At 71.7% G+C, this 22984-nt stretch carries 19 protein-coding genes; 13 read left to right on the top strand and 6 right to left on the bottom strand.

Translation table 11 applies throughout. The annotated features are described in order from the left end of the window. Positions 1 to 117 precede the first annotated feature (117 nt). Positions 118 to 1479: an MATE family efflux transporter gene (locus J2X26_RS04565; protein ID WP_307490707.1), complete on the top strand. Its 1362-nt coding sequence runs from the start codon at positions 118 to 120 to the stop codon at positions 1477 to 1479. Positions 1480 to 1686: 207 nt separating this feature from the next. Here J2X26_RS04565 and rplI read toward each other — a convergent pair whose 3' ends face one another. The 5 genes from rplI to J2X26_RS04540 all read right to left on the bottom strand — a co-directional run bounded on the left by rplI (position 1687) and on the right by J2X26_RS04540 (position 5954). Next, entirely contained in the window at positions 1687 to 2136 is a 450-nt protein-coding gene (rplI, locus tag J2X26_RS04560) for a 50S ribosomal protein L9 (protein WP_055915966.1), read from the bottom strand. 14 nt (positions 2137 to 2150) lie between these two features. Then, on the bottom strand, positions 2151 to 2387 hold the full coding sequence (gene rpsR / locus J2X26_RS04555; RefSeq protein WP_028051084.1) for a 30S ribosomal protein S18: 237 nt from the start codon (positions 2385 to 2387) through the stop codon (positions 2151 to 2153). A gap of 77 nt (positions 2388 to 2464) precedes the next feature. Next, entirely contained in the window at positions 2465 to 3007 is a 543-nt protein-coding gene (locus J2X26_RS04550; protein ID WP_307490183.1) for a single-stranded DNA-binding protein, read from the bottom strand. Between the two features lie 72 nt (positions 3008 to 3079). Beyond that, entirely contained in the window at positions 3080 to 3373 is a 294-nt protein-coding gene (gene rpsF / locus J2X26_RS04545; protein WP_055915972.1) for a 30S ribosomal protein S6, read from the bottom strand. A gap of 211 nt (positions 3374 to 3584) precedes the next feature. Then, entirely contained in the window at positions 3585 to 5954 is a 2370-nt protein-coding gene (locus J2X26_RS04540; RefSeq protein WP_307490179.1) for a transglycosylase domain-containing protein, read from the bottom strand. A 299-nt stretch (positions 5955 to 6253) separates the two neighbouring features. Between J2X26_RS04540 and J2X26_RS04535 the strand changes: the two genes are divergently transcribed. The 4 genes from J2X26_RS04535 (at position 6254) to J2X26_RS04520 (ending at position 11108) form a co-directional block, all read left to right on the top strand. Next, entirely contained in the window at positions 6254 to 6904 is a 651-nt protein-coding gene (locus tag J2X26_RS04535; protein WP_307490178.1) for a PadR family transcriptional regulator, read from the top strand. Then, the gene (locus J2X26_RS04530; RefSeq protein ID WP_307490177.1) at positions 6901 to 7992 is read left to right on the top strand and encodes an inositol-3-phosphate synthase; all 1092 of its coding nucleotides are present in this window, start codon (positions 6901 to 6903) and stop codon (positions 7990 to 7992) included. Before J2X26_RS04535 ends, J2X26_RS04530 begins: the two co-directional genes overlap by 4 nt. Before the next feature lie 120 nt (positions 7993 to 8112). Continuing rightward, on the top strand, positions 8113 to 9423 hold the full coding sequence (locus J2X26_RS04525) for an MFS transporter (RefSeq protein WP_307490175.1): 1311 nt from the start codon (positions 8113 to 8115) through the stop codon (positions 9421 to 9423). After that, the gene (locus tag J2X26_RS04520; protein WP_307490173.1) at positions 9420 to 11108 is read left to right on the top strand and encodes a SpoIIE family protein phosphatase; all 1689 of its coding nucleotides are present in this window, start codon (positions 9420 to 9422) and stop codon (positions 11106 to 11108) included. Before J2X26_RS04525 ends, J2X26_RS04520 begins: the two co-directional genes overlap by 4 nt. Here J2X26_RS04520 and J2X26_RS04515 read toward each other — a convergent pair. Continuing rightward, entirely contained in the window at positions 11083 to 12591 is a 1509-nt protein-coding gene (locus tag J2X26_RS04515) for a CCA tRNA nucleotidyltransferase (RefSeq protein WP_307490169.1), read from the bottom strand. The two genes, J2X26_RS04520 and J2X26_RS04515, sit on opposite strands and share 26 nt — an antisense overlap. A gap of 80 nt (positions 12592 to 12671) precedes the next feature. On the opposite strand from J2X26_RS04515, the gene J2X26_RS04510 reads away from it, so the two are divergent. The 8 genes from J2X26_RS04510 (at position 12672) to J2X26_RS04475 (ending at position 22951) form a co-directional block, all read left to right on the top strand. Further along, on the top strand, positions 12672 to 13226 hold the full coding sequence (locus J2X26_RS04510) for an NUDIX hydrolase (RefSeq protein WP_307490167.1): 555 nt from the start codon (positions 12672 to 12674) through the stop codon (positions 13224 to 13226). Beyond that, positions 13223 to 15349: a DUF6049 family protein gene (locus tag J2X26_RS04505; protein ID WP_307490165.1), complete on the top strand. Its 2127-nt coding sequence runs from the start codon at positions 13223 to 13225 to the stop codon at positions 15347 to 15349. Before J2X26_RS04510 ends, J2X26_RS04505 begins: the two co-directional genes overlap by 4 nt. Continuing rightward, positions 15346 to 16992: a murein biosynthesis integral membrane protein MurJ gene (gene murJ / locus J2X26_RS04500; protein WP_307490163.1), complete on the top strand. Its 1647-nt coding sequence runs from the start codon at positions 15346 to 15348 to the stop codon at positions 16990 to 16992. The genes J2X26_RS04505 and murJ overlap by 4 nt, the downstream gene beginning before the upstream one ends. Positions 16993 to 17021: 29 nt before the next feature. Next, on the top strand, positions 17022 to 18953 hold the full coding sequence (locus J2X26_RS04495) for a protein kinase family protein (RefSeq protein WP_307490161.1): 1932 nt from the start codon (positions 17022 to 17024) through the stop codon (positions 18951 to 18953). Positions 18954 to 19046: 93 nt separating this feature from the next. Beyond that, on the top strand, positions 19047 to 20042 hold the full coding sequence (trxB, locus tag J2X26_RS04490; RefSeq protein WP_307490159.1) for a thioredoxin-disulfide reductase: 996 nt from the start codon (positions 19047 to 19049) through the stop codon (positions 20040 to 20042). Beyond that, positions 20042 to 20374: a thioredoxin gene (gene trxA, locus J2X26_RS04485; RefSeq protein WP_307490158.1), complete on the top strand. Its 333-nt coding sequence runs from the start codon at positions 20042 to 20044 to the stop codon at positions 20372 to 20374. The genes trxB and trxA overlap by 1 nt, the downstream gene beginning before the upstream one ends. A gap of 102 nt (positions 20375 to 20476) precedes the next feature. Further along, positions 20477 to 21823 carry a PLP-dependent aminotransferase family protein gene (locus J2X26_RS04480; RefSeq protein ID WP_307490157.1) on the top strand — a complete coding sequence of 449 codons (1347 nt, stop codon included), beginning with the start codon at positions 20477 to 20479 and terminating at the stop codon, positions 21821 to 21823. A gap of 174 nt (positions 21824 to 21997) precedes the next feature. Continuing rightward, positions 21998 to 22951 (top strand): D-alanine--D-alanine ligase family protein, encoded by a 954-nt coding sequence (locus tag J2X26_RS04475; RefSeq protein WP_307490156.1) that lies wholly within the window; start codon positions 21998 to 22000, stop codon positions 22949 to 22951. The last annotated feature ends 33 nt before the right edge of the window (positions 22952 to 22984 follow it).

The following is a 22984-nucleotide window of genomic DNA, read 5'->3' as shown; positions in this document are numbered from 1 at the left end:
GTGAGCGAGGCTGTGGATCACGTCCGATTCTGTCCACAGTCCGTGGACAGGGGTGTGGACAGAGGGGTGAACTTCGCCTCCGATCCGCTTGTCACCCGCAGGAACGCTGTGCACCTGCTGTGGATTCGAGAAAGGTTGGCTGCGATTTCATCTGTCGGACATCGACCGCCCGGCATCGACCGCCAGATACTGGCCCTCGCCGTCCCGGCGCTGGGTGCTCTGGTGGCCGAGCCGCTCTTCGTGCTCGTCGACTCCGCCGTCGTCGGCCACCTGGGGACCGCCCCGCTGGCCGGCCTGGCGCTCGCGTCGACCGTCCTGATGACCGTCATCGGGCTCTGCGTCTTCCTCGCCTACGCGACGACAGCGGCCGTCGCCCGACGGCTCGGATCAGGCGACCGCGCGGGTGCGCTCCAGGTCGGCGTCGACGGGATGTGGCTCGCGCTCGGTCTCGGCATCGTGCTGGCCACCGTCACGTGGCTCAGCGCGCCGTGGCTGATCGAGGCCCTCGGGGCTTCCGACGAGGTCGCACAGCAGGCCGTGACCTACCTGCGCTGGTCGGCGCCGGGCCTCCCCGGCATGCTCCTGGTCCTCGCGTCCACCGGCGCCCTGCGCGGGCTGCTGGACACCCGCACGCCGCTGGTCGTCGCCGCGGCCGGTGCCGTCGTCAACGCCGTGCTCAACGTGGTGCTCGTCTACGGCGTGGGCATGGGGATCGCCGGCTCCGGGCTCGGCACCGCCGTCACGCAGCTGGCGATGGCCGTGGCACTCACCGTGGTCGTCGTCCGCGGTGCGCGTGGCTCGGGAGCCCAGCTCCGCCCGGCCGCCGGGGGCATCTGGGCCAACGCGCGCGCTGGGACACCCCTGTTCGTCCGCACGCTGTCGCTGCGGCTCGCCATCATTCTGACCGTGTGGGTGGCCACCGGTCTCGGGGCGGTCGAGCTCGCCGGTCACCAGGTGGTCAACGCCGTCTGGGGGCTCGCCGCGTTCGCGCTCGACGCCCTCGCCATCGCCGCACAGGCCCTGATCGGCCACGGCCTGGGCGCCGCCGACGTCCCCCGCGTCCGCGCGGTGCTGCGGCGGACGCTCCAGTGGGGTGTCGGGGCCGGCGCCGCGCTCGGCCTCCTCGTCGGCGGGCTCTCGTGGGTCTACGTCCCGCTCTTCACGTCGGCCGACGACGTCCGAGCAGCCGCCGTCGCCGCCCTCGTCGTCGCTGCCGTGACGATGCCGATGGCCGGCTGGGTGTTCGTCCTCGACGGCGTGCTCATCGGCGCCGGCGACGGTCGGTTCCTCGCCTGGGCCGGCATGGCCACGCTGGTGGTCTACGTGCCGTTCGCACTGGCCGTCCGCGAGGCCGCCCCGCCGGGCGCTGCGGGTCTGGCGTGGCTGTGGGCGGCGTTCGCGGGCGTCTTCATGCTGGCCCGCGCCGTCACCACCGGCTGGCGTGCCCGCGGCACAGCCTGGATGGTCACGGGAGCCTGACGTCCGCGCATTCGAGCGTCCCAGCGACCGATCGTGCGGACGCAACAGTGCCAGGCTCACGACGTCCGCGGGATCGAGCGTCCCGACGACCGAATGCGCGGACGTTCCGTCGGTGACGTCCGAGCGTGTGGTCGGACGTCGCGGTCCTGAACGCAGGAGCGCCCCGCTCCCAACAAGGGAACGGGGCGCTGCTGGGTGGTGCTCAGGTCAGGCTGCGACGACCTTGACGGTCACCGTCGCGGACACGCCTGCGTGCAGACGGACCGACACCTGGTACTCGCCGAGGGCCTTGATCGGCTGACCGATCTCGACCTTCCGCTTGTCGATCTGCGGTGCGCCGGACTTCTTGACCGCGTCGGCGATCTCGGCGGTCGTGACGGCGCCGAACAGACGGCCCGACTCGCCGGCCTTGGCCGACACGACGACCGGCTTGCTCTGCAGCGAGTCGCGGATCGCCTTGGCGTCGTCGAGCGTCGCGATCTCGCGGGCCTTGCGGGCCTTGCGGATCGCGGTCACGTCCTTCTCGGCGCCCTTGGTCCAGGGCGTCGCCAGGTTGCGCGGGACGAGGAAGTTCCGGGCGTACCCGTCCTTCACCTCGACCACGTCACCGGGCTCACCGAGACCGGTGACCTCGTGGGTCAGGATGATCTTCGCCATGATGGTCCCCTTTCTCAGCGCGCCGACGACGAGTACGGCAGGAGAGCCATCTCGCGGGCGTTCTTGACGGCACGCGCGATCGCGCGCTGCTCCTGGACGGACACGCCGGTCACCCGGCGAGCGCGGATCTTCCCGCGGTCGGAGATGAACTTGCGCAGCAGCGCAGTGTCCTTGTAGTCGACGACATCGATCTTCGCCGCCTTGAGCGGGTTCTGCTTCTTCTTCGGCTTGCGGACCACGGCCTTGGCCATCGTGGTGCTCCTTGTCTGCTGGAGCCCTGGGCGTTGCCGTGCCCAGGGATGGGGAATGTCTGAGTGTCAGGCGCCGATCAGAACGGGGGCTCGTCGGAGTAGCCGGCACCGCCAGCACCACCTGCGGGCGTCGCCCACGGGTCGTCCTGCTGGTTGCCGCCACCGCCGCCGGAGCCACCGAATCCGCCGCCACCGCCACCGTTGCTGAAGCCGCCGCCGCCCCCGCCACCGAAGCCACCGCCCCCGCCGCCCGAACGCTGAGTCCGGGTGACCTTGGCTGTGGCGTAGCGCAGGGACGGGCCGACCTCGTCGACCTGGAGCTCGTACACGGTGCGCTTCTCGCCCTCGCGGGTCTCATACGAGCGCTGCACGAGCCGGCCGGTCACGATGACGCGGGTGCCCTTGGTGAGCGACTCGGCGACCGACTCGGCCGCCTCCCGCCAGATCGAGCAGCGGAGGAACAGCGTGTCGCCGTCCTTCCACTCATTGCTCTGGCGGTCGAACGTACGGGGGGTGGACGCGACGGTGAAGTTCGCGACAGCGGCCCCCGAAGGGGTGAAGCGCAGCTCGGGATCCCCGGTCAGGTTCCCGATCACCGTGATGACGGTCTCACCGCTCATGCCCAGCTCCTCGTTCGTTCGATCAGTCGGAAGGTGTGGGACCGCACACTAGATGCGGCCACCCACAAGAGATCAGGCGTCGGCGCGCAGGACCTTGGTCCGCAGGACGACCTCGTTGAGGCCGAGCTGACGGTCGAGCTCCTTGGCGGTCGCGGGCGTCGCGTGGAAGTCGATGACGGCGTAGATGCCCTCGGACTTCTTCTGGATGTCGTAGGCAAGCCGACGACGACCCCAGATGTCGACCTTGTCGACAGTGCCACCGTCGGTCTTGATGACCGTCAGGTACTTGTCGAGCGACGGAGCAACGGTGCGCTCTTCGATCTCGGGGTCAAGGATGATCATGAGTTCGTACTGACGCAGGCTCATACCCACCTCCTCTGGTCTTCGCGGCCACGGTCGATCCGTGGCAGGAGGGTGTGTGCGTCGCTGGCCTCAGGGAGCCGTCCATGACGACGGGACTCTGAGGGCACAGCAATCTCCTAGGCTACCCGGCTCGGAGCCACCGCCGAAATCGGCTGTGGACAGAGACGGACCTGGAAGCTCCGGCGAGGGGCGGACGTCCGCCCCCCGCCGAGGATCAGGGTGTCGGCGCCGGCGTCGGCGCGACCGTCGGCGGGGGTTCCGTGGCGACCGGCTTCGGTCCGCTCGAGATGACGAGCGTCACCGACCCGCCGGATGCGAGCATCGTGCCGCCCTTCGGGTCCACCCGGATGACACGGCCGGACGTCACGGTGTCGGACGACTCCGAGACGACGCTCGCGACGAGCCCGGCGTTGACGATCGCCGCCGTGGCGTCGCCCTCGAGCTTGCCCTCGAGACCCGACGGGACCGCGATCTCCGTCGGAGCCGCCTGTGTGGGCTCCTCCGTCGGGACGACCGTCTCCGTCGGGGCCGACGCGGTCGGCGTCGGCTTGCCGCCGACGTTGGCCCGGGCGGGGAACTGGAGCACCTCGGCGTACTGCGGCTGCGCGAAGACGTCCTTCATGTACGACTGCCACAGGAACGCCGGCCAGGTGCCGCCGGTGACGTTCTTGACCTTGCCGATCTGCGAGATCGACTCCTGCGTCGTGCCGAGCTCGTCCATCTGGCTCAGCGACACCTCGGTGACGATGTTGGGCGTGAAGCCGACGAACCAGGCGGACTTGTTGTCCTGCGAGGTTCCGGTCTTCCCTGCGATCGGTCGGGCGAGAGGCTTGATCCACGTCTTGCCGGACCCCTTCTCGACGACCTGGGTCATCGCGAAGGTGGTGTCGGCCATGACGTCCGCGGCGAACGCGCGCTCCGTCGGGTCCTTGTGCTCGTACGCGATCTTGCCGTCGTCGTAGCTGACCGTGCGGACGATGTACGGGTCCACCCGCATCCCGCCCGAGGCGATCGTGGCGTAGGCGCCCGCGACGTCGATCGGCTGGACGTCCGCGGTACCGAGCACGTTCGCCCTGTTGGTGTCGACCGGTGCCGGGAGGCCCGCACGCTCGGCCACCTTCGCGGTCGTCTCCGGTCCGACCTGGAGGTTGAGCTGGGCGTAGACGGTGTTCACCGAGTCCGCGGTCGCCTGCACCAGGTCGATGTCGCCGTACTGGCCGTTGCTGAAGTTGTTGACCTTCCAGTCCCCGAACTCCTGCGGCGTGCGCCCGTTGAACTTCGTCGTGAGACCGACGCCCTGCTCGAGCGCGGCGATCAGCGTGAACGGCTTGAACGTCGACCCCGGCTGGACGTTGTCGTAGGTGACCGTGTTCCGCTGGTCCGTGATGAAGTCGGCGCCTCCGTACAGCGACACGATCGCGCCGTCCTTGGGGTCCACCGACGAGAGAGAGATGCGGGTGCGCGGGTCGGGGACAGCGCCGTCCTGCGACGGCAGCGTCCCGGCGCGGAACGCGTCGACCTGCGCCACGGCCGCGTCCTGCAGCGGCTTCTGGATGGTGGTGACGACCGTCAGGCCACGACGCCTGATCTCGTCGTCGCTGAACGCGAGGGGCTCGTCGCGGAGCTCGTCGAGGACCATGTCGAGCAGGTAGCCGGAGGTGCCACCCATCGTGTCGGCCCGCTGATAGGCGATCGTCGGCGGGAAGACCATCGGAGCGCGCTCGGCTGCGGTGAGCCAGCCCTCCTCCTCCATGGAGTCGAGCACGATGTTCCAGCGCTGCTCGGCCTTCTCGGGGCTCTCGGCGGGGTCCCAGTTGTTGGGCGACGGGATGATGCCCGCCAGCAGGGCGGCCTGCTCGCGGGTCAGCGCGGCGGCGTCGACCCCGAAGTACGCCTGGGCGGCAGCCTGGATGCCGTACGAGTCACGACCGAAGTAGATCGTGTTCAGGTACCGCTCCATGATCTCGGACTTCGACTCCACCTTGGCGATCTTGATCGCCAGGAGCGTCTCCTTGAACTTCCCGACGTAGTCGGTCGTCGTCTTGTTGACGTAGTAGCGCTCGACGTACTGCTGCGTGAGGGTCGATCCACCCTGCGTGGCGCCGCCACGCAGGTTGTTGAGCAGCGCGCGGCCCATACCGGTGATCGAGACACCGCTGTTGTTGGTGAAGAACGTCTTGTCCTCGGCCGCGGCGACGGACTGGCCCACGTACTCGGGCAGCGTGGCGTAGTCGACAAGCGTGCGCTTCTGCGCCGCGAACGTGCCCATCACCTCGCCCGGGGACCCGTCCGGGTTGTTGGCGTAGTAGACCGTCGTCGTCTGCGCCTTGGTGTCGTCGGCCTGGTCCGGGATCGTCGTGCTCGCGTACGCGGCCACGGCCGCGCCGGCACCGAGGAAGCCGAACGCAAGGATGGTCCCGACGGAGAAGCGCCACGACGGCAGCCAGCGGTGCAGACCTTCGTAGCCCGACCGCGGGTAGTCGAAGAAGCGTCGCTTGGGGGCGCTGCTGCGCGACGAGGTCGCCGTGCCGCGGGGCGCACTGCGCTTGCCCCGAGCGGGAGCCCTCCGATTCGTGCCTGCCAACGCGCTGCCTTCCGTCCGACGACTGGGTCCGGCCTCTGCCCACCCGGTTTCGGGCAGGCGTCAGCCGCGGAGCCCAGTATGGGGGACCCTCCTGTGCCCGTCAGAGGACCGAAGGCCCAGATCCGACGAGCCTTCACACGATCGGCACGGCGTGCGCGAACCGCCGACGCACCGACGCGCCGACGCTCACACCTGGTGTGGTCCAGGTCACCGACTTGCTTGGTTCGTCGTATTCGACATACTCTCCGGATGTATCGAGTTGATACATCGAGTCACTCAAATCCTGAGGAGGTGCCCCCGTGCGCGGTCGTTCCGACGTGCTCGAGCCGGCCATCCTCGGGCTGCTCCACGAGTCCCCGATGCACGGGTACGAGCTGCGCAAGCGCCTCAACCTCGTGCTCGGCTCGTTCCGTGCACTCTCGTACGGCTCGCTCTACCCGTGCCTCAAGTCGCTGGTCGAGCGCAACTGGATCCAGGGCACGGAGTCCGTCGTGACACCGCACACCGTGGCGTCCAAGCGAGCACGCATCGTCTACCAGCTGACCGCCGACGGCAAGGAGCACCTCCAGGAGGTGCTCGCGTCGTCCGGGCCGGCCACCTGGGAGGACGAGAACTTCGACGTCCGGTTCGCCTTCTTCGGGCAGACCGACGCCGAGACCAGGCTTCGGATCCTCGAAGGTCGGCGCACCCGCCTGACCGAGCGTCTCGAGACGATCCGCCTGTCCTTCGCCCGCACCCGCGAGCGCATGGACGAGTACACCCTCGAGCTCCAGCGGCACGGCCTCGAACAGGTCGAGCGTGAGGTCCGCTGGCTCGACGGACTGATCGACAACGAGCGCGGCATTCGTCGCACCCGTCCTGCAGGCACCGGTCGTCCGGCCGTTGCTGACACACCCGCTGGGGACGACGATGTCGCCCCCGCGCGAACCACCGAGAAGGAGCGAGGATGACCTCCATCCGCGTCGCCATCGTCGGCGTCGGCAACTGCGCCGCGTCGCTTGTCCAGGGCGTGCACTACTACGCCGACGCAGACGCCAACAGCACCGTGCCGGGTCTCATGCACGTGCAGTTCGGCGACTACCACGTGCGCGACATCGAGTTCGTCGCCGCATTCGACGTGGACGCGAAGAAGGTCGGCTTCGACCTGTCCGAGGCCATCGGCGCCTCGGAGAACAACACCATCAAGATCGCCGACGTCCCCCCGCTCGGCGTGACCGTGCAGCGTGGCGTGACCAACGACGGTCTCGGCAAGTACTACCGCGAGACGATCACCGAGTCCGACGCCGAGCCGGTCGACATCGTCGCCGCCCTGCGCGAGGCCCAGGCCGACGTCCTCATCTGCTACCTGCCCGTCGGGTCCGAGATCGCCGCGAAGTACTACGCGCAGTGCGCCATCGACGCCGGTGTCGCGTTCGTCAACGCCCTGCCCGTCTTCATCGCGTCCGACCCGGTCTGGGCCGCGAAGTTCGAGGCTGCCGGCGTCCCGATCGTCGGCGACGACATCAAGTCGCAGGTCGGCGCCACCATCACGCACCGCGTCCTCGCGAAGCTGTTCGAGGACCGCGGCGTCGTGCTGGACCGCACGTACCAGCTGAACGTCGGCGGCAACATGGACTTCAAGAACATGCTCGAGCGCGAGCGCCTGGAGTCCAAGAAGCTCTCCAAGACGCAGGCCGTGACCTCCAACCTGACCGGCCCCCTGGGCGGCAAGAAGGAGGACCGCAACGTCCACATCGGCCCGTCGGACTACGTCGCCTGGCTCGACGACCGCAAGTGGGCCTACGTCCGCCTCGAGGGTCGCGCCTTCGGCGAGGTGCCCCTGAACCTCGAGTACAAGCTTGAGGTCTGGGACTCGCCCAACTCGGCCGGCATCATCATCGACGCCCTGCGCGCCGCGAAGATCGCCAAGGACCGTGGCATCGGCGGCCCGATCCTGTCGGCGTCGACGTACTTCATGAAGTCCCCGCCGGTCCAGATGGAGGACACCCTCGGCCGCGCCGAGCTGGAGTCATTCATCCGCGGCGAGAACGAGCGCTGAGCTTCGGCCACCCGCTGATCTGACGACGAAGGCGCGCATCCCTCGGGGTGTGCGCCTTCGTCGTGCCACGAGCCGTCGGCACCGGACCGGCGAGCCGGCGCCGGGTGCGAGGATGACCCGGTGCAGGTGATCGCCGACCTCAAGGCCCTGTGGCCTCTGCGGGACTTCCGCAAGCTGTTCGCCGTCCGGCTCGTGAGCCAGACGGCCGACGGGATGTTCCAGGTCGGGCTGGCCACCCTGTTCTTCTTCTCGCCGGAGAACGCCAGCACCGCCGCGGGCGTCGCGACGGCCTTCGCCGTGCTGCTGCTCCCCTTCACGATCGTCGGTCCGTGGGCCGGCGTCCTGCTCGACCGGTGGCGGCGCCGGCAGGTGCTGTTCGTCGGCAACCTGGTGCGCGTCGGGATCACGGTCGTCATCGCGGTGCTCATGGTCACCGTCGGGGTCGGTCCGGCCGTCTACGTGCTGGCCCTGGTGAACCTGTCCATCAACCGCTTCCTGCTGTCGGCCCTCAGTGCGTCGCTGCCGCGCACGGTCGACGGTCCGCTGCTGCTCACCGCGAACTCCCTGACCCCGACGCTCGGTGCCGCGGCGGCGGGGGTCGGCGGCGCGATCGGCCTGGTGCTCAGCCTGGTGCTGCCTGCCGGGCGGGGCCGGGACGCGACGGCGCTGTTCCTCGCGGCGGCGGTCATGGCGACCGCGGCGGCGCTGGCCACCCGGCTGGGCAAGGACCGGCTGGGTCCCGACGAGCGCGCCGACGCCGCCCAGCTGCGGGCCGCGCTGGGCATCCTCGCTCGTGGCCTGGTCGCCGGGGCGCGGCACCTGGTCGAGCGCCGGACCCCCGCCCGGGCCCTCGGGATCATGGCGGCGCACCGGTTCCTGTACGGCGTCACGTTCATCGCCAGCATCCTCATCGCCCGCAACCTGCTGTCGGACCCGACGGACGCGGACGAGGGCCTGCGCACGTTCGGGCTGGTGCTGGGGGCGTCGGCGCTCGGGTTCGTGCTGGCCGTCGTGCTCACGCCGGTGCTGTCGCCGCGCACGGGTCCGCACGTGTGGATCGTCCTGTGCCTCTGCCTCGCGGCGGTCAGCCAGCTCCTGCTCGTCGCCTCCGACGCACGCACGTCCGTGCTCGTCGCCGCCGGCTTCCTCGGCCTGGCGGCCCAGGGCGCCAAGATCGCCGTCGACACGATCGTGCAGCGCGACACCGACGACGCCTTCCGTGGCCGCGCGTTCGCGCTCTACGACGTCCTCTACAACGCCGCGTTCGTCGGCGCCGCCGCGCTCGGTGCGGTCACCCTGCCGGACACCGGCTACTCCCAGGGGTTGTTCCTCGTGCTCGCCGTGGCGTACGCCGGGTTCGCCGCCCTCTACGGCTCGGCCTCCCGAGGGGTACCCGCCGCGCGTCCCGCCGCGGCGTCGGTCGCGTCGTGAGCAGCGACGACAAGGTGGTCGGACGGCAGGACGACCTGCCGCTGAACGCGGTCCTCGGCAGCGACCTCGCACTGTCGATCTCGGACGCGCTCCGTGACGACGACCCCCTCGTCTGGGTCAACGCCGCGTTCACCCGGCTCACCGGCTACCCGGCCGAGGACATCCTCGGCCGCAACTGCCGCTTCCTGCAGGGTGCGGACACCGACCCGGTCGCCGTAGCGCGCATCCGGAACGCCCTCGACCAGCAGCGCGCCGTCGCCACGGTCATCCGCAACTACCGGCGCGACGGGACCCCGTTCTGGAACCAGGTCGTGATCAGCCCGGTCGTCGACGAGGGCGGGAGGGTCACCCACCACATCGGGATCCAGGTCGACGTCACCGACAGGGTGGAGTCCGAGCGGGCGCAGGACCTCGAGATCGACGTACCCCACCAGGCGACGGCCCGGCTGGACCTGCTCGCCCGGATCAGCGACGAGCTGGCCCAGCACCTCGAGTACGACGACGCTGTGGACGCCCTCGGCGACATCGCCGTCCCCGCGCTGGCCACGTGGGGGTTCGTCGCGGTGACCGACGACCGGGGGCGGTTCGACCGCATCCACCTGGTCGTCGCGGACCCGGACGACCGGGAGACCGCGCGCGCCCTCGCGGACGAGGACATCGGCTGGCTCTCGCACGCACCCAAGATCACCGAGGCGCTCACCAGCGGCCCGGGCTTCGTCGCGACGCCGTACGCGATCGACGTGGCCGGCCTGCCGGCCCGGACCACCCCCGTGCAGCTGGACCTGCTGCGCAGGCTCGGGCTGGGCAGCGCGATGGTGGTCCCGCTGCGCGCGCGTGACCGCGTCCTCGGCGTGCTGACCCTCGTGGCCGTCGACGGGTTCACGGCCGACGCCGTGGTCACGGCCGCGCACCTGGGACGCCGCGCGGGTCTGGCGCTCGACAACGTCCGGCTGTTCCTCGCCGAGCGGACCGCGGCGCTCACCCTGCAGCGCAGCCTGCTGCCCGAGATCCCGCAGATCCCGGGGCTCGACGTCGCCGCCGCGTACATCCCGTCCGGTCGCCGCGCCGAGGTGGGTGGCGACTGGTTCGACGTCCTCCCGCTGCCGGACGGTGCCATCGGTCTGGCAGTCGGGGACGTCGTCGGGCACGACCTGCGCGCCGCCGCCGCGATGGGCCAGCTCCGGTCGCTGCTGCGGTCGTACGCCTGGGAGGGCTCCTCGCCGGGAGAGGTCCTCGGGCGCGCCGACGAGCTGGTCCGCGGCCTCGACATCGCCGACATCGCAACCTGTGCGTACCTGCGCTGGCGGTCCACCGACGACGGCGCCCACGTCACCTACGCGCGGGCCGGCCACCCACCGCCGCTGCTGCGGCTGGCCGGCGGCGAGGTCCGACCGCTGGACGGCGGGCTCTCCACTCCCATCGGGCTCGACGGGTCCGGCCGCTCCGAGGCGACCGTCGAGGTGCCCGTCGGCGCGACCCTCGTCCTCTACACGGACGGGCTGGTCGAGCGGCGCGACCGTGGCCTGCGCGACGGCATCGCGGCCCTGACCGCGGAGCTCGGGGCGGTTCCCGACGACGCCGACGCGGCGACCGTCCGGGACCGGCTGGTCGCGACGTTCATCGGCACCCACCAGGAGGACGACGTGTGCCTGCTCGTGGTCAGGCGCGCGCTGCCCACCACGTGAGCAGCTCGTCGCGTGCGGCGTCCGGGCCCAGCGGTCCGCGCTCCATCCGCAGCTCGAGCAGGTGCTTGTAGGCCTCGCCCACCTCGCGCCCCGGCGTCAGCCCGAGGATCTCCATGATCTGGGTGCCGTCCAGGTCGGGCCGGATCGAGCTGAGCTCCTCCTGCTCGCGCAGCCGGGCGATCCGCTCCTCGAGGTCGTCGTACGCCGCCGACAGCCGCGCCGCCTTGCGCAGGTTCCGCGTGGTGCAGTCGGACCGGGTCAGCCGGTGCAGCCGCTCCAGCAGGGGGCCCGCGTCCGTGACGTAACGACGCACCGCGGAGTCGGTCCAGCCGCCCTCGCCGTACCCGTGGAACCGCAGGTGCAGCTCCGTCAGCCGCGCGACCGCCTGCACGGTGGCCTTGTCGAACCGCAGCTCCTTGAGCCGCTTGGCGACGAGCTTGGCACCGACCATCTCGTGGTGGTGGAAGCTGACGCCGCCGCCCGCCTCGTTGCGCTTGGTCTTCGGCTTGCCGATGTCGTGCAGCAGCGCCGCCAGCCGGAGCACCAGGTCCGGACCGGGCACCGCGCCGTCCGGGCCGGTCTCCAGCGCGATCGCCTTGTCGAGCACCATCAGCGAGTGCTCGTAGACGTCCTTGTGCCGGTGGTGCTCGTCGATCTCCAGCCGCAGCGCCGGCAGCTCGGGCAGGACGTGCGCCGCCAGACCGGTGTCGACCAGCACCTCCAGGCCCGCGCGCGGCTGCGCCGAGACCAGCAGCTTGCTCAGCTCGTCGCGCACCCGCTCGGCCGACACGATGGTGATCCGGTCGGCCATGTCCACGATCGCAGCGTGCGCGGCGGGGTCCACCGCGAACCCGAGCTGTGCGGCGAACCGCGCGGCGCGCATCATCCGCAGCGGGTCGTCGTCGAACGACTGCCGCGGGTCCACCGGGGTCCGCAGCACGCCGGCGGCGAGGTCGGTCAGCCCGTCGAACGGGTCGACGAAGGTCAGGTCCGGCACGCGGACGGCCATCGAGTTCACCGTGAAGTCGCGGCGCGACAGGTCCCCCTCGAGCGAGTCGCCGAACGCGACCTGCGGCTTGCGCGACGTCGGGTCGTACTCGTCGGACCGGTACGTGGTCACCTCGACGACGACGTCGTCCGCCAGCGACGAACGCCGACCGGCGAAGCGGCGGGCGCCGATGGTGCCGAACTCCTTGCCGATGTCCCAGTGCGCGTCGCCCCAGCGGGCCAGGATCGCCTGCGTCTCGTCCGGCGTCGCCGACGTCGCGAAGTCGAGGTCCGCCGACACCCGACCGAGGAACGCGTCCCGCACCGGACCGCCCACGAGCGCGAGCTCGTGCCCGGCCGCGCGGAACAGGTCACCGAGCTCGAGGGCGTCGCTGGGCAGCCCGGCCAGCACGCTGAGCGCACGCTTCTGCAACGCGACCAGGGCTGCGCTCAGGTCAGGGGAGTCGGGGCCGACGGACGGATCGAGGGAGGGCACTCGTCCAAGCCTGCCAGATACGCACTCCGGCACGACCCCTCCGGGCAGGAGGGACGCGCCCAAGTCGTTACAGTGTCGATATGTCGAGCCCGGCGCGTCCACCCGTCCCCGGGGGCGTGCCAGCGCCGCCGGGCGGTCATCCGCTGCGCATCGACCCCCGCCACAGCATCACGCGGGTCCCGTCCGCACCCCTGCCGGTCGTCGACGAGACCTCCGCGGGCGGCATCGTCGTGAGCCGTCGGCAGGGCGTCGACCACGCCGCCGTGATCGCGCGCCGCAACCGCGCGGGCCGTCTCGAGTGGTGCCTGCCGAAGGGGCACCTGGAGGGGAACGAGACGCCCGAGGAGGCCGCCGTCCGCGAGATCGCGGAGGAGACCGGGATCACGGGCGAGGTCCTGCGCCGCCTCGGCGTCATCGACTACTGGTTCAGCGGCGACGACCGCCGCGTGCACAAGGTCGTCCACCACTTCCTGCTGGGGGCGACCGGGGGGTTCCTCACGGTCGAGGGCGACCCCGACGGTGAGGCGGAGGACGCCGCGTGGATCCCCGTGGCGGAGCTGAACGGGGTCCTCGCGTACCCGAACGAACGGCGTCTCGCCGAGGCAGCACTCGTCGTGCTCGTCGGCGAGGAATGAGCGCGCGCTCGCGGGTGCTCGGTGCGGCCCTGGCTCTCGTCGGCGCCCTCGCGCTCGCCGTCCCGGTCAGCGGAGCCGCCGGCGCGCCGACCCCGAGCCCGACCCCGAGCCTGGACCCGGACCTCCCGGTCAGCGTGCAGATCACCGAGGTGGCGCCCAGCGTGCTGCGCCCCGGCGAGGACCTGCGCGTGCGGGCGACGCTGCGCAACGACGGCGACGAGGCGATCGAGAGGCCCGGTGCGGCGCTCCGGATCAGCCGGTTCCGCATCAGCGTGCGCGCCGACCTGGACGCATGGACGTCCGCGGGGACCACGGGGCTGGGCCGCACGAGGCAGGACGCCACCGCGCCGGTCGCCGCACCGCTCCTGCCCGGCGCGAGCGTCCCGGTCGAGCTCGTCGTCCCCGCGGCCGACGTCGACCTGCTCGAGGGTGCCGACACGTGGGGGCCGCGCGGGCTCGTGGTCGAGGCGCTCGACGGCACGGCACGGGTCGGCATCCAGCGCACGTTCCTGCTCTGGCTCCCCTCCGACGACGTCCCCCAGACGCCACTGTCCGTGCTGGTCCCGGTGGTCGGCCCGCCGTCGGCACCCTCGCTGGACGGTCCCGGCCCGAGCGCGGCCACCGTCGCCGGGATCGACGAGCTGACCCGGGCAGGCGGACGGCTGCGGGAGCTCGCCGCGGCGGTCGCCGTCGCGCCGCAGATCGGCGTCGCCATCGACCCGGCCCTGGTCGCGGCAGCGAGCGCGGGGACGCTGGGGACGCAGGACTGGGCGGCCGACCTCACGGCGGAGCTCCGCGACCACGACGTCGTCGCCCTGCCGTGGTCCGACCCCGACATCGCCGCGGCGGCGCACGCCGACCGCCCGGACCTGGTCCAGCTCGCGCTGGACCGCACCGCGCAGACCGGCATCCCTGGGCTGTCGACGTCGTCGGGGCTGCTGTGGGCGCCGGGTTCCGGGCTGCCGGACGAGACGACGGCGGCCGTGACCTCGCAGGTCGGCGCGGACGCGATCGTGCTGCCACCGACGACGAACGACGAGGCCGACGACGACACCCCCGGCGCCGCTCGCCGGGTGCAGACCACCGACGGCCAGGTGACCGCGTACGAGCCGGACGCGATGCTCACCCGTCTCTACACGGCACCGTCGGGTGTCGACGCGGGCGCGACGACGGCCACCACCGTCCAGCGGGCGCTCGCCGAGCTCGCCGTCATCACGCGGGAGACCGAGGCCGACCAGCCGCACCTGCTGATCGCTCCCGGGCGTGGCTGGGACCCCGACGTCGCGACCGTCGCAGCCCTGACGACGGCGTTCGCCAGCACCCCCTGGGTGCGCCTGGCACCGGTGGCCACGCTCCTGGACGCCGACGTGCCGGACACCCGCGGCACGCTGCCCACGAGCGCCGTGAGCACGGACGAGCTCGCGCCGGCGAGCGTGCGCGCACTGGCCGACGCCCGGAGCCGTGCCGTCGCGTTCGCCGGGGTCACCAGCGAGCCCGCCGTCCTGCTCGACGGGGTGGACGACGAGGTCCTCGCACCGCTGTCGGTCGCGTGGCGCGTCGCCCCCGGCGGGCGGGACGCCCTGGTGTCGGCGGTCATCGCGGACGTCGACGCCCGGACGACCGGCCTGAGCATCGCCCCCGTCAGCGACCTCGTGGTGACCGCTGCCGACAGCCCGCTGCCCATCGTCGTGCGCAACGAGCTCGCCGTCCCCGCGACGGTGCTGCTCGCCGTCAACCCGAGCAAGGCCTGTCTCGAGGTGGGCGAGATCGCGCCCGTCGTCGTCGAGGCGCAGAGCGAGACCAACGTCCGCGTGCCGCTGCACGCCCGCGCCAACTGCACGGTCGACGTCTCCGCGCAGCTCACGGCGACCGACGGCCTCGCCGTGTCCCCCGCCGTGCGGTTCACCGCACAGGTCGCCCCCACCATCGAGAGCATCGGCACGATCGTCGTCGGCATCCTGCTCGCGATCGGCCTCGTGCTCGGTATCGTCCGCACCGTGCGTCGCGGGCAGAGTGCCCGACGCGGCGCCCGCACCGAGGCCGAAGCCGGCACGTCGACGTCGCTGCCCGTCCTGGGCGGTACCGCGCCCGAGGACGACACCACCGAGCAGGAGACCCGATGACCGACGACGGGATGCGCCGCGGCGCTGCCCTCATGGCCTCGGGGACCGCCGTCTCGCGCGTGCTGGGGCTCCTGCGCGGCATGGTCATGGTCAGCGCGATCGGCGCGACCGGCCAGGCGGCGGACGCCTTCGCGGTGGCGAACAACCTGCCCAACGTGCTCTACATGCTCCTGGCCGGCGGGGTGCTGAACGCGATCCTCGTGCCGCAGGTCGTGCGCGCCTACAAGCGCAAGGCCGGGCAGGAGTACGTCGACCGGCTGCTCACGTTCGGGTTCGTGGTGCTGGCCGGGGCGACCGTGGTCCTCACGCTCCTGGCGCCGGTGCTCGTCAACCTCTACTCGAACTTCGGCAACCCGACGCAGGACGCTCTTGCGACGACGTTCGCCTACTGGTGCATCCCCCAGCTGTTCTTCTACGGCGCCTACGCGCTGCTGGGCCAGGTCCTGAACGCACGGGGCTCGTTCGGGCCGTACATGTGGGCGCCCGTGGTCAACAACGTCGTCGCGATCGTCGGGTTCGGTGTCTTCATCGCCGTGTTCGGGCTCTGGGACTCCTCGGGCGTCACCGACGCCTCCACCTGGACGGGCGGGCAGATCGCGCTGCTCGCCGGGTCCGCGACCCTCGGCGTCGTGGCCCAGGCCGCCGTCCTCTTCCCCGCCCTGCGGCGGGCGGGGGTCCACTACCGCCCGCGCTGGGGGCTGCGCGGATCGGGCCTGAGCACCGCCGGGGGCGTGGCGACGTGGACCCTCCTGGGCCTCACGGTGGGCCAGGTCGGGTACCTCGTGGGCTCCCGGGTGTCGTCGGCCGCACCGGCCGCGGCCGTCGCCGACGGGGTACCGGCCTCCGCCGTGGCGGGCCCCGGTGCCTACAGCGTCGCGTTCCTGATCTTCATGCTGCCGCACTCGCTGGTGACCGTCTCCCTGGCGACCGCACTGTTCACGCGGCTCTCCGGGCAGGCGCACGACGCCGACGTCGCGGGCGTGCGCGCCACCCTCTCCTCGGGACTGCGCGTGGTCGGCGTGTTCACCGTCTTCGCGACCGCCGCCATCCTGGTGCTCGCGCTGCCGCTGACCCGCGTCGTGCTCGCCACCGCGACCGCGGGATCGGCCGACGCCGTCTCCACGGTCGTGATCACGATGATCCTCGGCCTCCCCGCGTTCGGCGCCTGGTCGATGTTCCAGCGCGCGTACTACGCGTACGAGGACGCCCGGGCGATGGTGCCGATCCAGGTCGTGATGGCCGCGGTCGTCGTGGTGGGCGCCTGGGCCGCCCAGCTGATCCTGCGACCGACGCTGTGGGTCGCGGGCGTCGGCGCTGCCATGACCGTCTCCTACGTCGTGGGCGCGTGGATCGCCCAGTGGCGGCTGCGGCGACGGCTCGGCGGGATCGACGGCGCCCGCGTCCTGCAGGTCATCGCACGAGCCACCCTCGCCGCGGTCCTGTCGGCCGCCCTGGGGTTCGGTGTCCTGCTGCTGCTCCGGCTCTGGTTGTCCACAGGTCTCGTGGCGTCGATCATCCAGTGCGCCGTCGTCGGTACCGTGATGGCCCTCGTCTACGCGGGCATCCTGCGTCTGCTGCGGGTGAAGGAGCTGGACAACCTGCTCCTACCGCTCCTCCGGCGCCTGCGCGGGGGACGCCGCTGAGCATGCACGTCTAGCATGCAGGTGTTCTGGTGCGGGTTGTCGACATGGAGGTGCTGGTGAGCGAGGTCGTCGGACGGGGCACGGTGCTCGCGGGCCGCTACCGCGTGCTGTCCCCAGTGGTGTCCGACCTCGAGGGCGCCAGCGCCTGGCAGGCCACGGACCAGATCCTCGACCGCCCCGTCCGGGTCCGCATCCTCGAGCACGGCGCCGTGGCCCCCGCGCTCGACGCCGCACGCCGCGCCGCCCTCGTCACCGACGCCCGCCTGGTGCGGGTGCTCGACGTCGGCACGCATGAGGGCTACGGCTACGTCGTGTCGGAACAGCTCGTCGGGCAGTCGCTCGCACGTCTCGTCGCGCAGGGCCCGCTGACCGCCGACCAGGCCCGCGCCGTCGTCGGCGAGGCCGCGTCCGCGCTGGAGATCGCCCGTCGCCGCGGCGTGCACCACCTCGCGCTGCGCCCGTCCGTCCTGCACGTGAGTCCCGACGGCCGCGTGCTGCTCGGCGGCCTCGCGCTCGACGCCGCCCTGCTCGGTGACTCCGGCGGGGACGCACGCTCGACCACACGCGCCGACGCCGTCGGCCTCGTCCGTCTCCTGTACGCCGCCCTGACCGGCCTGTGGCCCGCCGACCCGCGCGCTCCGCAGACCCCGGGCGGGGAGACGCTGCCGCCCGCGCCCATCGTCGACGGCGCCCCCGTCGCACCCGCCGACCTCGTCCCCGGGGTGCCCAACGACCTCGACACCCTCTGCGTCGTGACCCTCGGTCCCAACGACGACGGGCCGCACAGCCCGGGCGAGCTGGTCCGCGAGCTGGAGCCGTGGGGTGAGATCCGGGCGTCGGTCGCCGAGACCGCGGTCCTGGGAGGTCCTGCGACCGCGCAGTTCCCCCCGACCGGTGCCGCCGCGCCCGGTGGGGGGATCCCCGTCCCGTCCGAGCACGACGACCAGGACACCGCGCCCGTGACCGTGCAGCGGCAGTCCGTGCGGACCGCGTTCGCGCAGCAGGACCCCCCGGGCGCCAACCGCCCCGGCACGCCTCCGCCGGCGACGCCCTCGCGGGCGACCGCACTCGGCGCGGCAGTCCCCTCCGACACCGAGACACCCCCCACCGGGCAGCCGGTCATCACCCCACCCGTGTTCGCGCAGGCGGCACCCCCGCCGCCACCGCCGCCCGTGGTGCCGGCTGTCGTCCGGCGACCAGTCGCCCAGGCGACGGCAGCGGCGGCGGCCGCACCGCCACCACCACCGCCACGCGAGGAACCCCTCGAGGCGTTCGGCTTCAGCGACGTCATCGGGGCCGAGACCGAGCCGACCAGCACCCGTCGGTTCGACCCCACCGCGCTGATCCTGATCCTCGTCGTCATCGCCGTGATCGTCGGCGTCGTCCTCGCCTTCAAGGCGCTGTTCGCCTCACTCGACCCCAGCGGGTCGTCCGCGGACCCGGACCCGTCCTCGAGCGAGTCGGCCCCCGCCGTCGCGGGCGAGCCGTCGCAGGAGCCGTCCGCCCCCGAGGAGTCGGCCGCCCCCGACGGCTCCCCGCCGGTCATCGCCTCCACCACGTCGATCGACCCGTCCGACGCCGACGGTGAGCACCAGGAGGACGTCGCCAAGGCGTACGACGGCGACCCGTCGACGTTCTGGTACACCCAGACGTACAAGCGGGACGACTTCGCCGGGTTCAAGGACGCCGTCGGCTACGCCATCACGCTGACCCAGAAGACGACCGTCACCACGGTCACGCTGCGGACCAACAGCAACGGCGGGAACGTCGAGATCCGGGCCACCGACGCGGCGAACCCGACCGGCGGACCCGTCCTGGCCTCGGGACCGTTCGGCCCGGAGACCGTCTTCACGCTCGACCCCGCCACCGAGACCCAGTCGCTCGTCCTGTGGATCACCCAGCTGCCGACGGCCGCCGACGGTGGCTTCCGGCTGGAGCTGACGGAGATCGCCCTGTCCTGACGCGGGAACCGGAACAGAACCCGCCTAGGATCGGTTGATCCCGTCAGCCCCCGCCGGACCGTCTCCGGCACGCCGAACACGCAAGGACCTCACGTGACCGACCAGTCCACCACCGTCCGCGATCTCGTCATCGTCGGATCGGGTCCTGCCGGCTACACCGCCGCGATCTACGCGGCACGCGCGGGCCTGGCCCCGCTGGTGATCGCGGGGTCCGTCACCGCCGGCGGCGCCCTGATGAACACCACCGAGGTCGAGAACTTTCCCGGGTTCCCCGACGGCATCCAGGGCCCCGAGCTGATGGAGGGTCTGCAGAAGCAGGCCGAGAAGTTCGGCGCCGAGGTGCTGTGGGACGACGCGTCCGTGCTCGACCTGGACGGTGACGTCAAGACGATCCAGACGCTCGGCGGAGAGACGTTCCAGGCGCGCTCCGTCGTCCTGGCCACCGGCTCCGCGTACCGCGAGCTCGGCCTCGACGACGAGAAGCGGATGTCCGGCCGCGGCGTCTCGTGGTGTGCCACGTGCGACGGGTTCTTCTTCCGTGACCAGGAGATCATCGTGGTCGGCGGCGGCGACTCGGCGGTCGAGGAAGCCACGTTCCTGACCCGGTTCGGCAAGCGCGTCACGCTCGTGCACCGCCGCGACCACCTGCGGGCCTCCAAGATCATGGCGGACCGCGCCGCGAACGACCCGAAGATCGAGTTCGCGTGGAACAGCGAGGTCGTCGCCATCCATGGCGAGAACAAGGTCACCGGCGTCACCCTGCGCGACACCGTCACGGGCGAGACGCGTGAGCACCCCGCCACGGGCGTGTTCGTCGCGATCGGCCACGTGCCGCGCTCCGAGCTGCTGAAGGGCCAGATCGACCTCGACGAGAACGGCTACGTCCAGGTCATCGGCCGCACCACGGCCACCAACCTGTCCGGTGTCTTCGCGTGCGGCGACCTGGTCGACCACACCTACCGGCAGGCCATCACGGCGGCCGGCTCGGGCTGCGCCGCTGCGCTGGACGCCCAGAACTTCCTGGCAGCCCTGGCCGATCTGGGCCACCCGGTCCCGCCCACCGAGGGCCTGTTCTTCGAGGAGAGCTGATGAGCACCACCACCCCCGTCACCGACGAGACGTTCCAGGCCGAGGTCCTCGAGTCGGAGATCCCCGTGATCGTCGACTTCTGGGCACCGTGGTGCGGACCGTGCCGGATGGTGGCGCCGGTGCTGGAGGAGCTCGCCGGGCAGTACGAGGGCCGCGTGAAGATCGTCAAGCTCAACTCCGACGAGAATCCCAAGGTCACCGGCGACTACGGCATCGTCTCCATCCCGACGCTGAACTTCTACGCCGGCGGTGAGCTGGTGAAGTCCGTGATCGGCGCGCGGCCGAAGTCGATGATCGCCGAGGACATCGAGAAGGTTCTCGCCGACGTCTGAGGTGTGTTCCCGTGTGCCCCTCGCCCGTTCGGGCGGGGGGCACACGTGTGTCGACGTGGAACGGTGCGAGGTGCACGGCTCCGCCGTGCGAAACTCGGGTGCATGACTGAGCACCCGGTTCCCGACGGCGAGACGTCGGGCCCCCCCACGTCCTCCGCCGCCGGCACCGGGACACGCCTCGACCGCTGGATCGGCTCCTATGCCGAACGCACCCACGGCATGCGCTCCTCGGAGATCCGCGCGCTGTTCGCCGTCGCCAACCGGCCCGAGGTCGTCTCGCTCGCCGGCGGCATGCCGTTCCTCGAGGGCCTCCCGCTGGACATCCTCGGCGAGCTGGCTCAGCGCGTCGTCGCCACCCGGGGCCTGCAGGCACTCCAGTACGGCTCCGGCCAGGGCGACGAGACCCTGCGCGAGCAGATCCTCGACGTCATGGCGCTCGAAGGGATCGACGCGCACCCCGACGACGTCGTCGTCACCACCGGCTCCCAGCAGGCGCTCGACCTCGTGACCCGCATCTTCATCGACCCGGGCGACGTCGTCGTCGCGGAGGCCCCGTCCTACGTCGGGGCGCTCGGGGTGTTCCGGGCCTACCAGGCCGACGTCGTGCACGTCCCCATCGACGCCGACGGCCTGATCCCGGCCGCGCTCGAGTCCACCCTCGCCGCGCTCGCCCGCGAGGGACGCCGGGTCAAGTTCCTCTACACCGTGCCCAACTTCCACAACCCCGCCGGTGTCTCCCTCTCCGCGGACCGTCGCCCACAGGTCCTCGAGATCGCGCGCCGCTACGGCGTGCTGGTGCTGGAGGACAACCCGTACGGCCTGCTCGGGTTCTCCGGCGAACCCGTCCCCGCCCTGCGCTCCCTCGACGACGAGGGTGTGCTCTACCTCGGGTCGTTCTCCAAGACGTTCGCCCCCGGGTACCGCGTCGGCTGGGTCGTCGCCCCGCACGCCGTGCGCGAGAAGCTGGTCCTGGCCAGCGAGTCCGCGATCCTCTGCCCCTCGAACGCGTCGCAGATCGCGATCTCGACCTACCTGGCCACCTGCGACTGGCGCGGTCAGATCAAGTCGTACCGCGAGCAGTACCGCGAGCGGCGCGACGCCATGATCTCCGCGCTCACCGAGCACCTTCCCGAGGCCTCCTGGAACGTCCCCGACGGCGGTTTCTACACCTGGGTGCGGCTCCCCGACGGTCTCGACGCCAAGGACATGCTGCCGCGGGCCGTCACCGCCCGGGTCGCCTACGTGCCCGGCACTGCCTTCTACTTCGACGGCTCGGGCGCCGACCACATGCGGCTCTCCTTCTGCTACCCCACCCCCGAACGCATCCGTGAGGGTGTCAGACGGCTCGCGGGGGTCGTCGCCGGCGAGCGTGAGCTCGTCGAGCTGTTCGGCACCACTGGTTCGGTCGGCCATGCGGACGTGCAGCAACCTGGTCCGGATGTCGCCTGACCTGCGGTTTCGTGGGAATCTCGTGAGGTGCCCGGCTGACTCGGCCTCCTTCTCTTCCGTCGCTCGTCCCGCGGTCCTCGCTCGTCCCGCGGTTCTGGTTCGTCCTGCCGTCATCGCTCGTCACGTCATCGCTCGTCACGTCACCGCTCGTCACGCCATCGGAGTCCACTCACCGTGAGCACCACTGCACCGTCGCCTCGCGTCGTCGTCCTCGCCGGGGGGCTCTCCCACGAGCGCGACGTCTCGCTGCGATCCGGTCGACGCGTCGCCGACGCCCTGCGCTCCGTCGGGGTGGACGTCTCGATCCACGACGTCGACGCCGACCTGGTGCCCGCGCTCGTGCAGCTGCAGCCCGACCTCGTCTGGCCGCTCCTCCACGGGACCAGCGGCGAGGACGGCTCCGTGCGCGACGTCGTCCAGCTGCTCGGACTGCGACTGCTGGGCACCGGTCCGCGCGAGAGCCGGATCGCCTGGAGCAAGCCGATCGCCAAGACGGTCGCCGCCCAGGCCGGCTTCGCGACACCTGACTTCGTGACGCTCCCGCAGTCGCTGTTCCGGGAGCTCGGTGCGCGTCAGGTCCTCGACGCCATCGTCGGCACGCTCGGGTTGCCCGTCGTGGTGAAGCCCTCCCGCGGTGGGTCCGCCCTGGGCGTCACCCTCGTCACCAGCGCCGACGCGCTCCCCGAGGCGATGGTGGGCTGCTTCGCGTACAGCGACACCGCCCTCGTCGAGCGAGCCGTCATCGGGACCGAGGTCGCGGTGAGCGTCGTCGACACCGGCGACGGACCGTTCGCGCTGCCCGCCGTCGAGATCGTGACCGACGGGCCGTACGACTTCGACGCCCGCTACAACCCCGGCCGCACCGAGTACTTCACGCCCGCACGGCTGTCGCCCGAGGTGTCGACCGCGGTCGCGGATCTCGCCGTCGCCGCACACCGCGCCTTCGGGCTCGACGGACTGTCTCGCACCGACCTGATCGTCGACGCCGAAGGCACCCCGTGGTTCCTCGAGGTCAACGTGGCGCCGGGGATGACCGAGACATCACTCCTGCCGCAGGCCGCGGAGGCAGCCGGACTGTCGCTCGGTACGCTCTACCGGGCGCTCGTCGAGGCGTCGCTGAGACGCTGACCTGCGGAGTCACCACATTTGTACGACTCGTAC

It is taken from the genome of Cellulomonas humilata (assembly GCF_030814415.1).
Classification (GTDB): Bacteria; Actinomycetota; Actinomycetes; order Actinomycetales; family Cellulomonadaceae; genus Cellulomonas; species Cellulomonas humilata_A.
The sequence above is the reverse complement of the archived record's forward strand: the minus strand, read 5'-3'. Positions and strand labels throughout refer to the sequence as shown.

Bases quoted from the DNA above. Each gene is read 5' to 3' on its own strand.
- J2X26_RS04505 (WP_307490165.1), top strand. From the start codon at position 13,223: ATGAGCGCGCGCTCGCGGGTGCTCGGTGCGGCCCTGGCTCTCGTCGGC.
- J2X26_RS04480 (WP_307490157.1), top strand. From the start codon at position 20,477: ATGACTGAGCACCCGGTTCCCGACGGCGAGACGTCGGGCCCCCCCACG.
- J2X26_RS04530 (WP_307490177.1), top strand. From the start codon at position 6,901: ATGACCTCCATCCGCGTCGCCATCGTCGGCGTCGGCAACTGCGCCGCG.
- trxA (WP_307490158.1), top strand. From the start codon at position 20,042: ATGAGCACCACCACCCCCGTCACCGACGAGACGTTCCAGGCCGAGGTC.
- murJ (WP_307490163.1), top strand. From the start codon at position 15,346: ATGACCGACGACGGGATGCGCCGCGGCGCTGCCCTCATGGCCTCGGGG.
- J2X26_RS04550 (WP_307490183.1), bottom strand. From the start codon at position 3,007: ATGAGCGGTGAGACCGTCATCACGGTGATCGGGAACCTGACCGGGGAT.
- J2X26_RS04510 (WP_307490167.1), top strand. From the start codon at position 12,672: ATGTCGAGCCCGGCGCGTCCACCCGTCCCCGGGGGCGTGCCAGCGCCG.
- rpsF (WP_055915972.1), bottom strand. From the start codon at position 3,373: ATGAGCCTGCGTCAGTACGAACTCATGATCATCCTTGACCCCGAGATC.
- rplI (WP_055915966.1), bottom strand. From the start codon at position 2,136: ATGGCGAAGATCATCCTGACCCACGAGGTCACCGGTCTCGGTGAGCCC.
- rpsR (WP_028051084.1), bottom strand. From the start codon at position 2,387: ATGGCCAAGGCCGTGGTCCGCAAGCCGAAGAAGAAGCAGAACCCGCTC.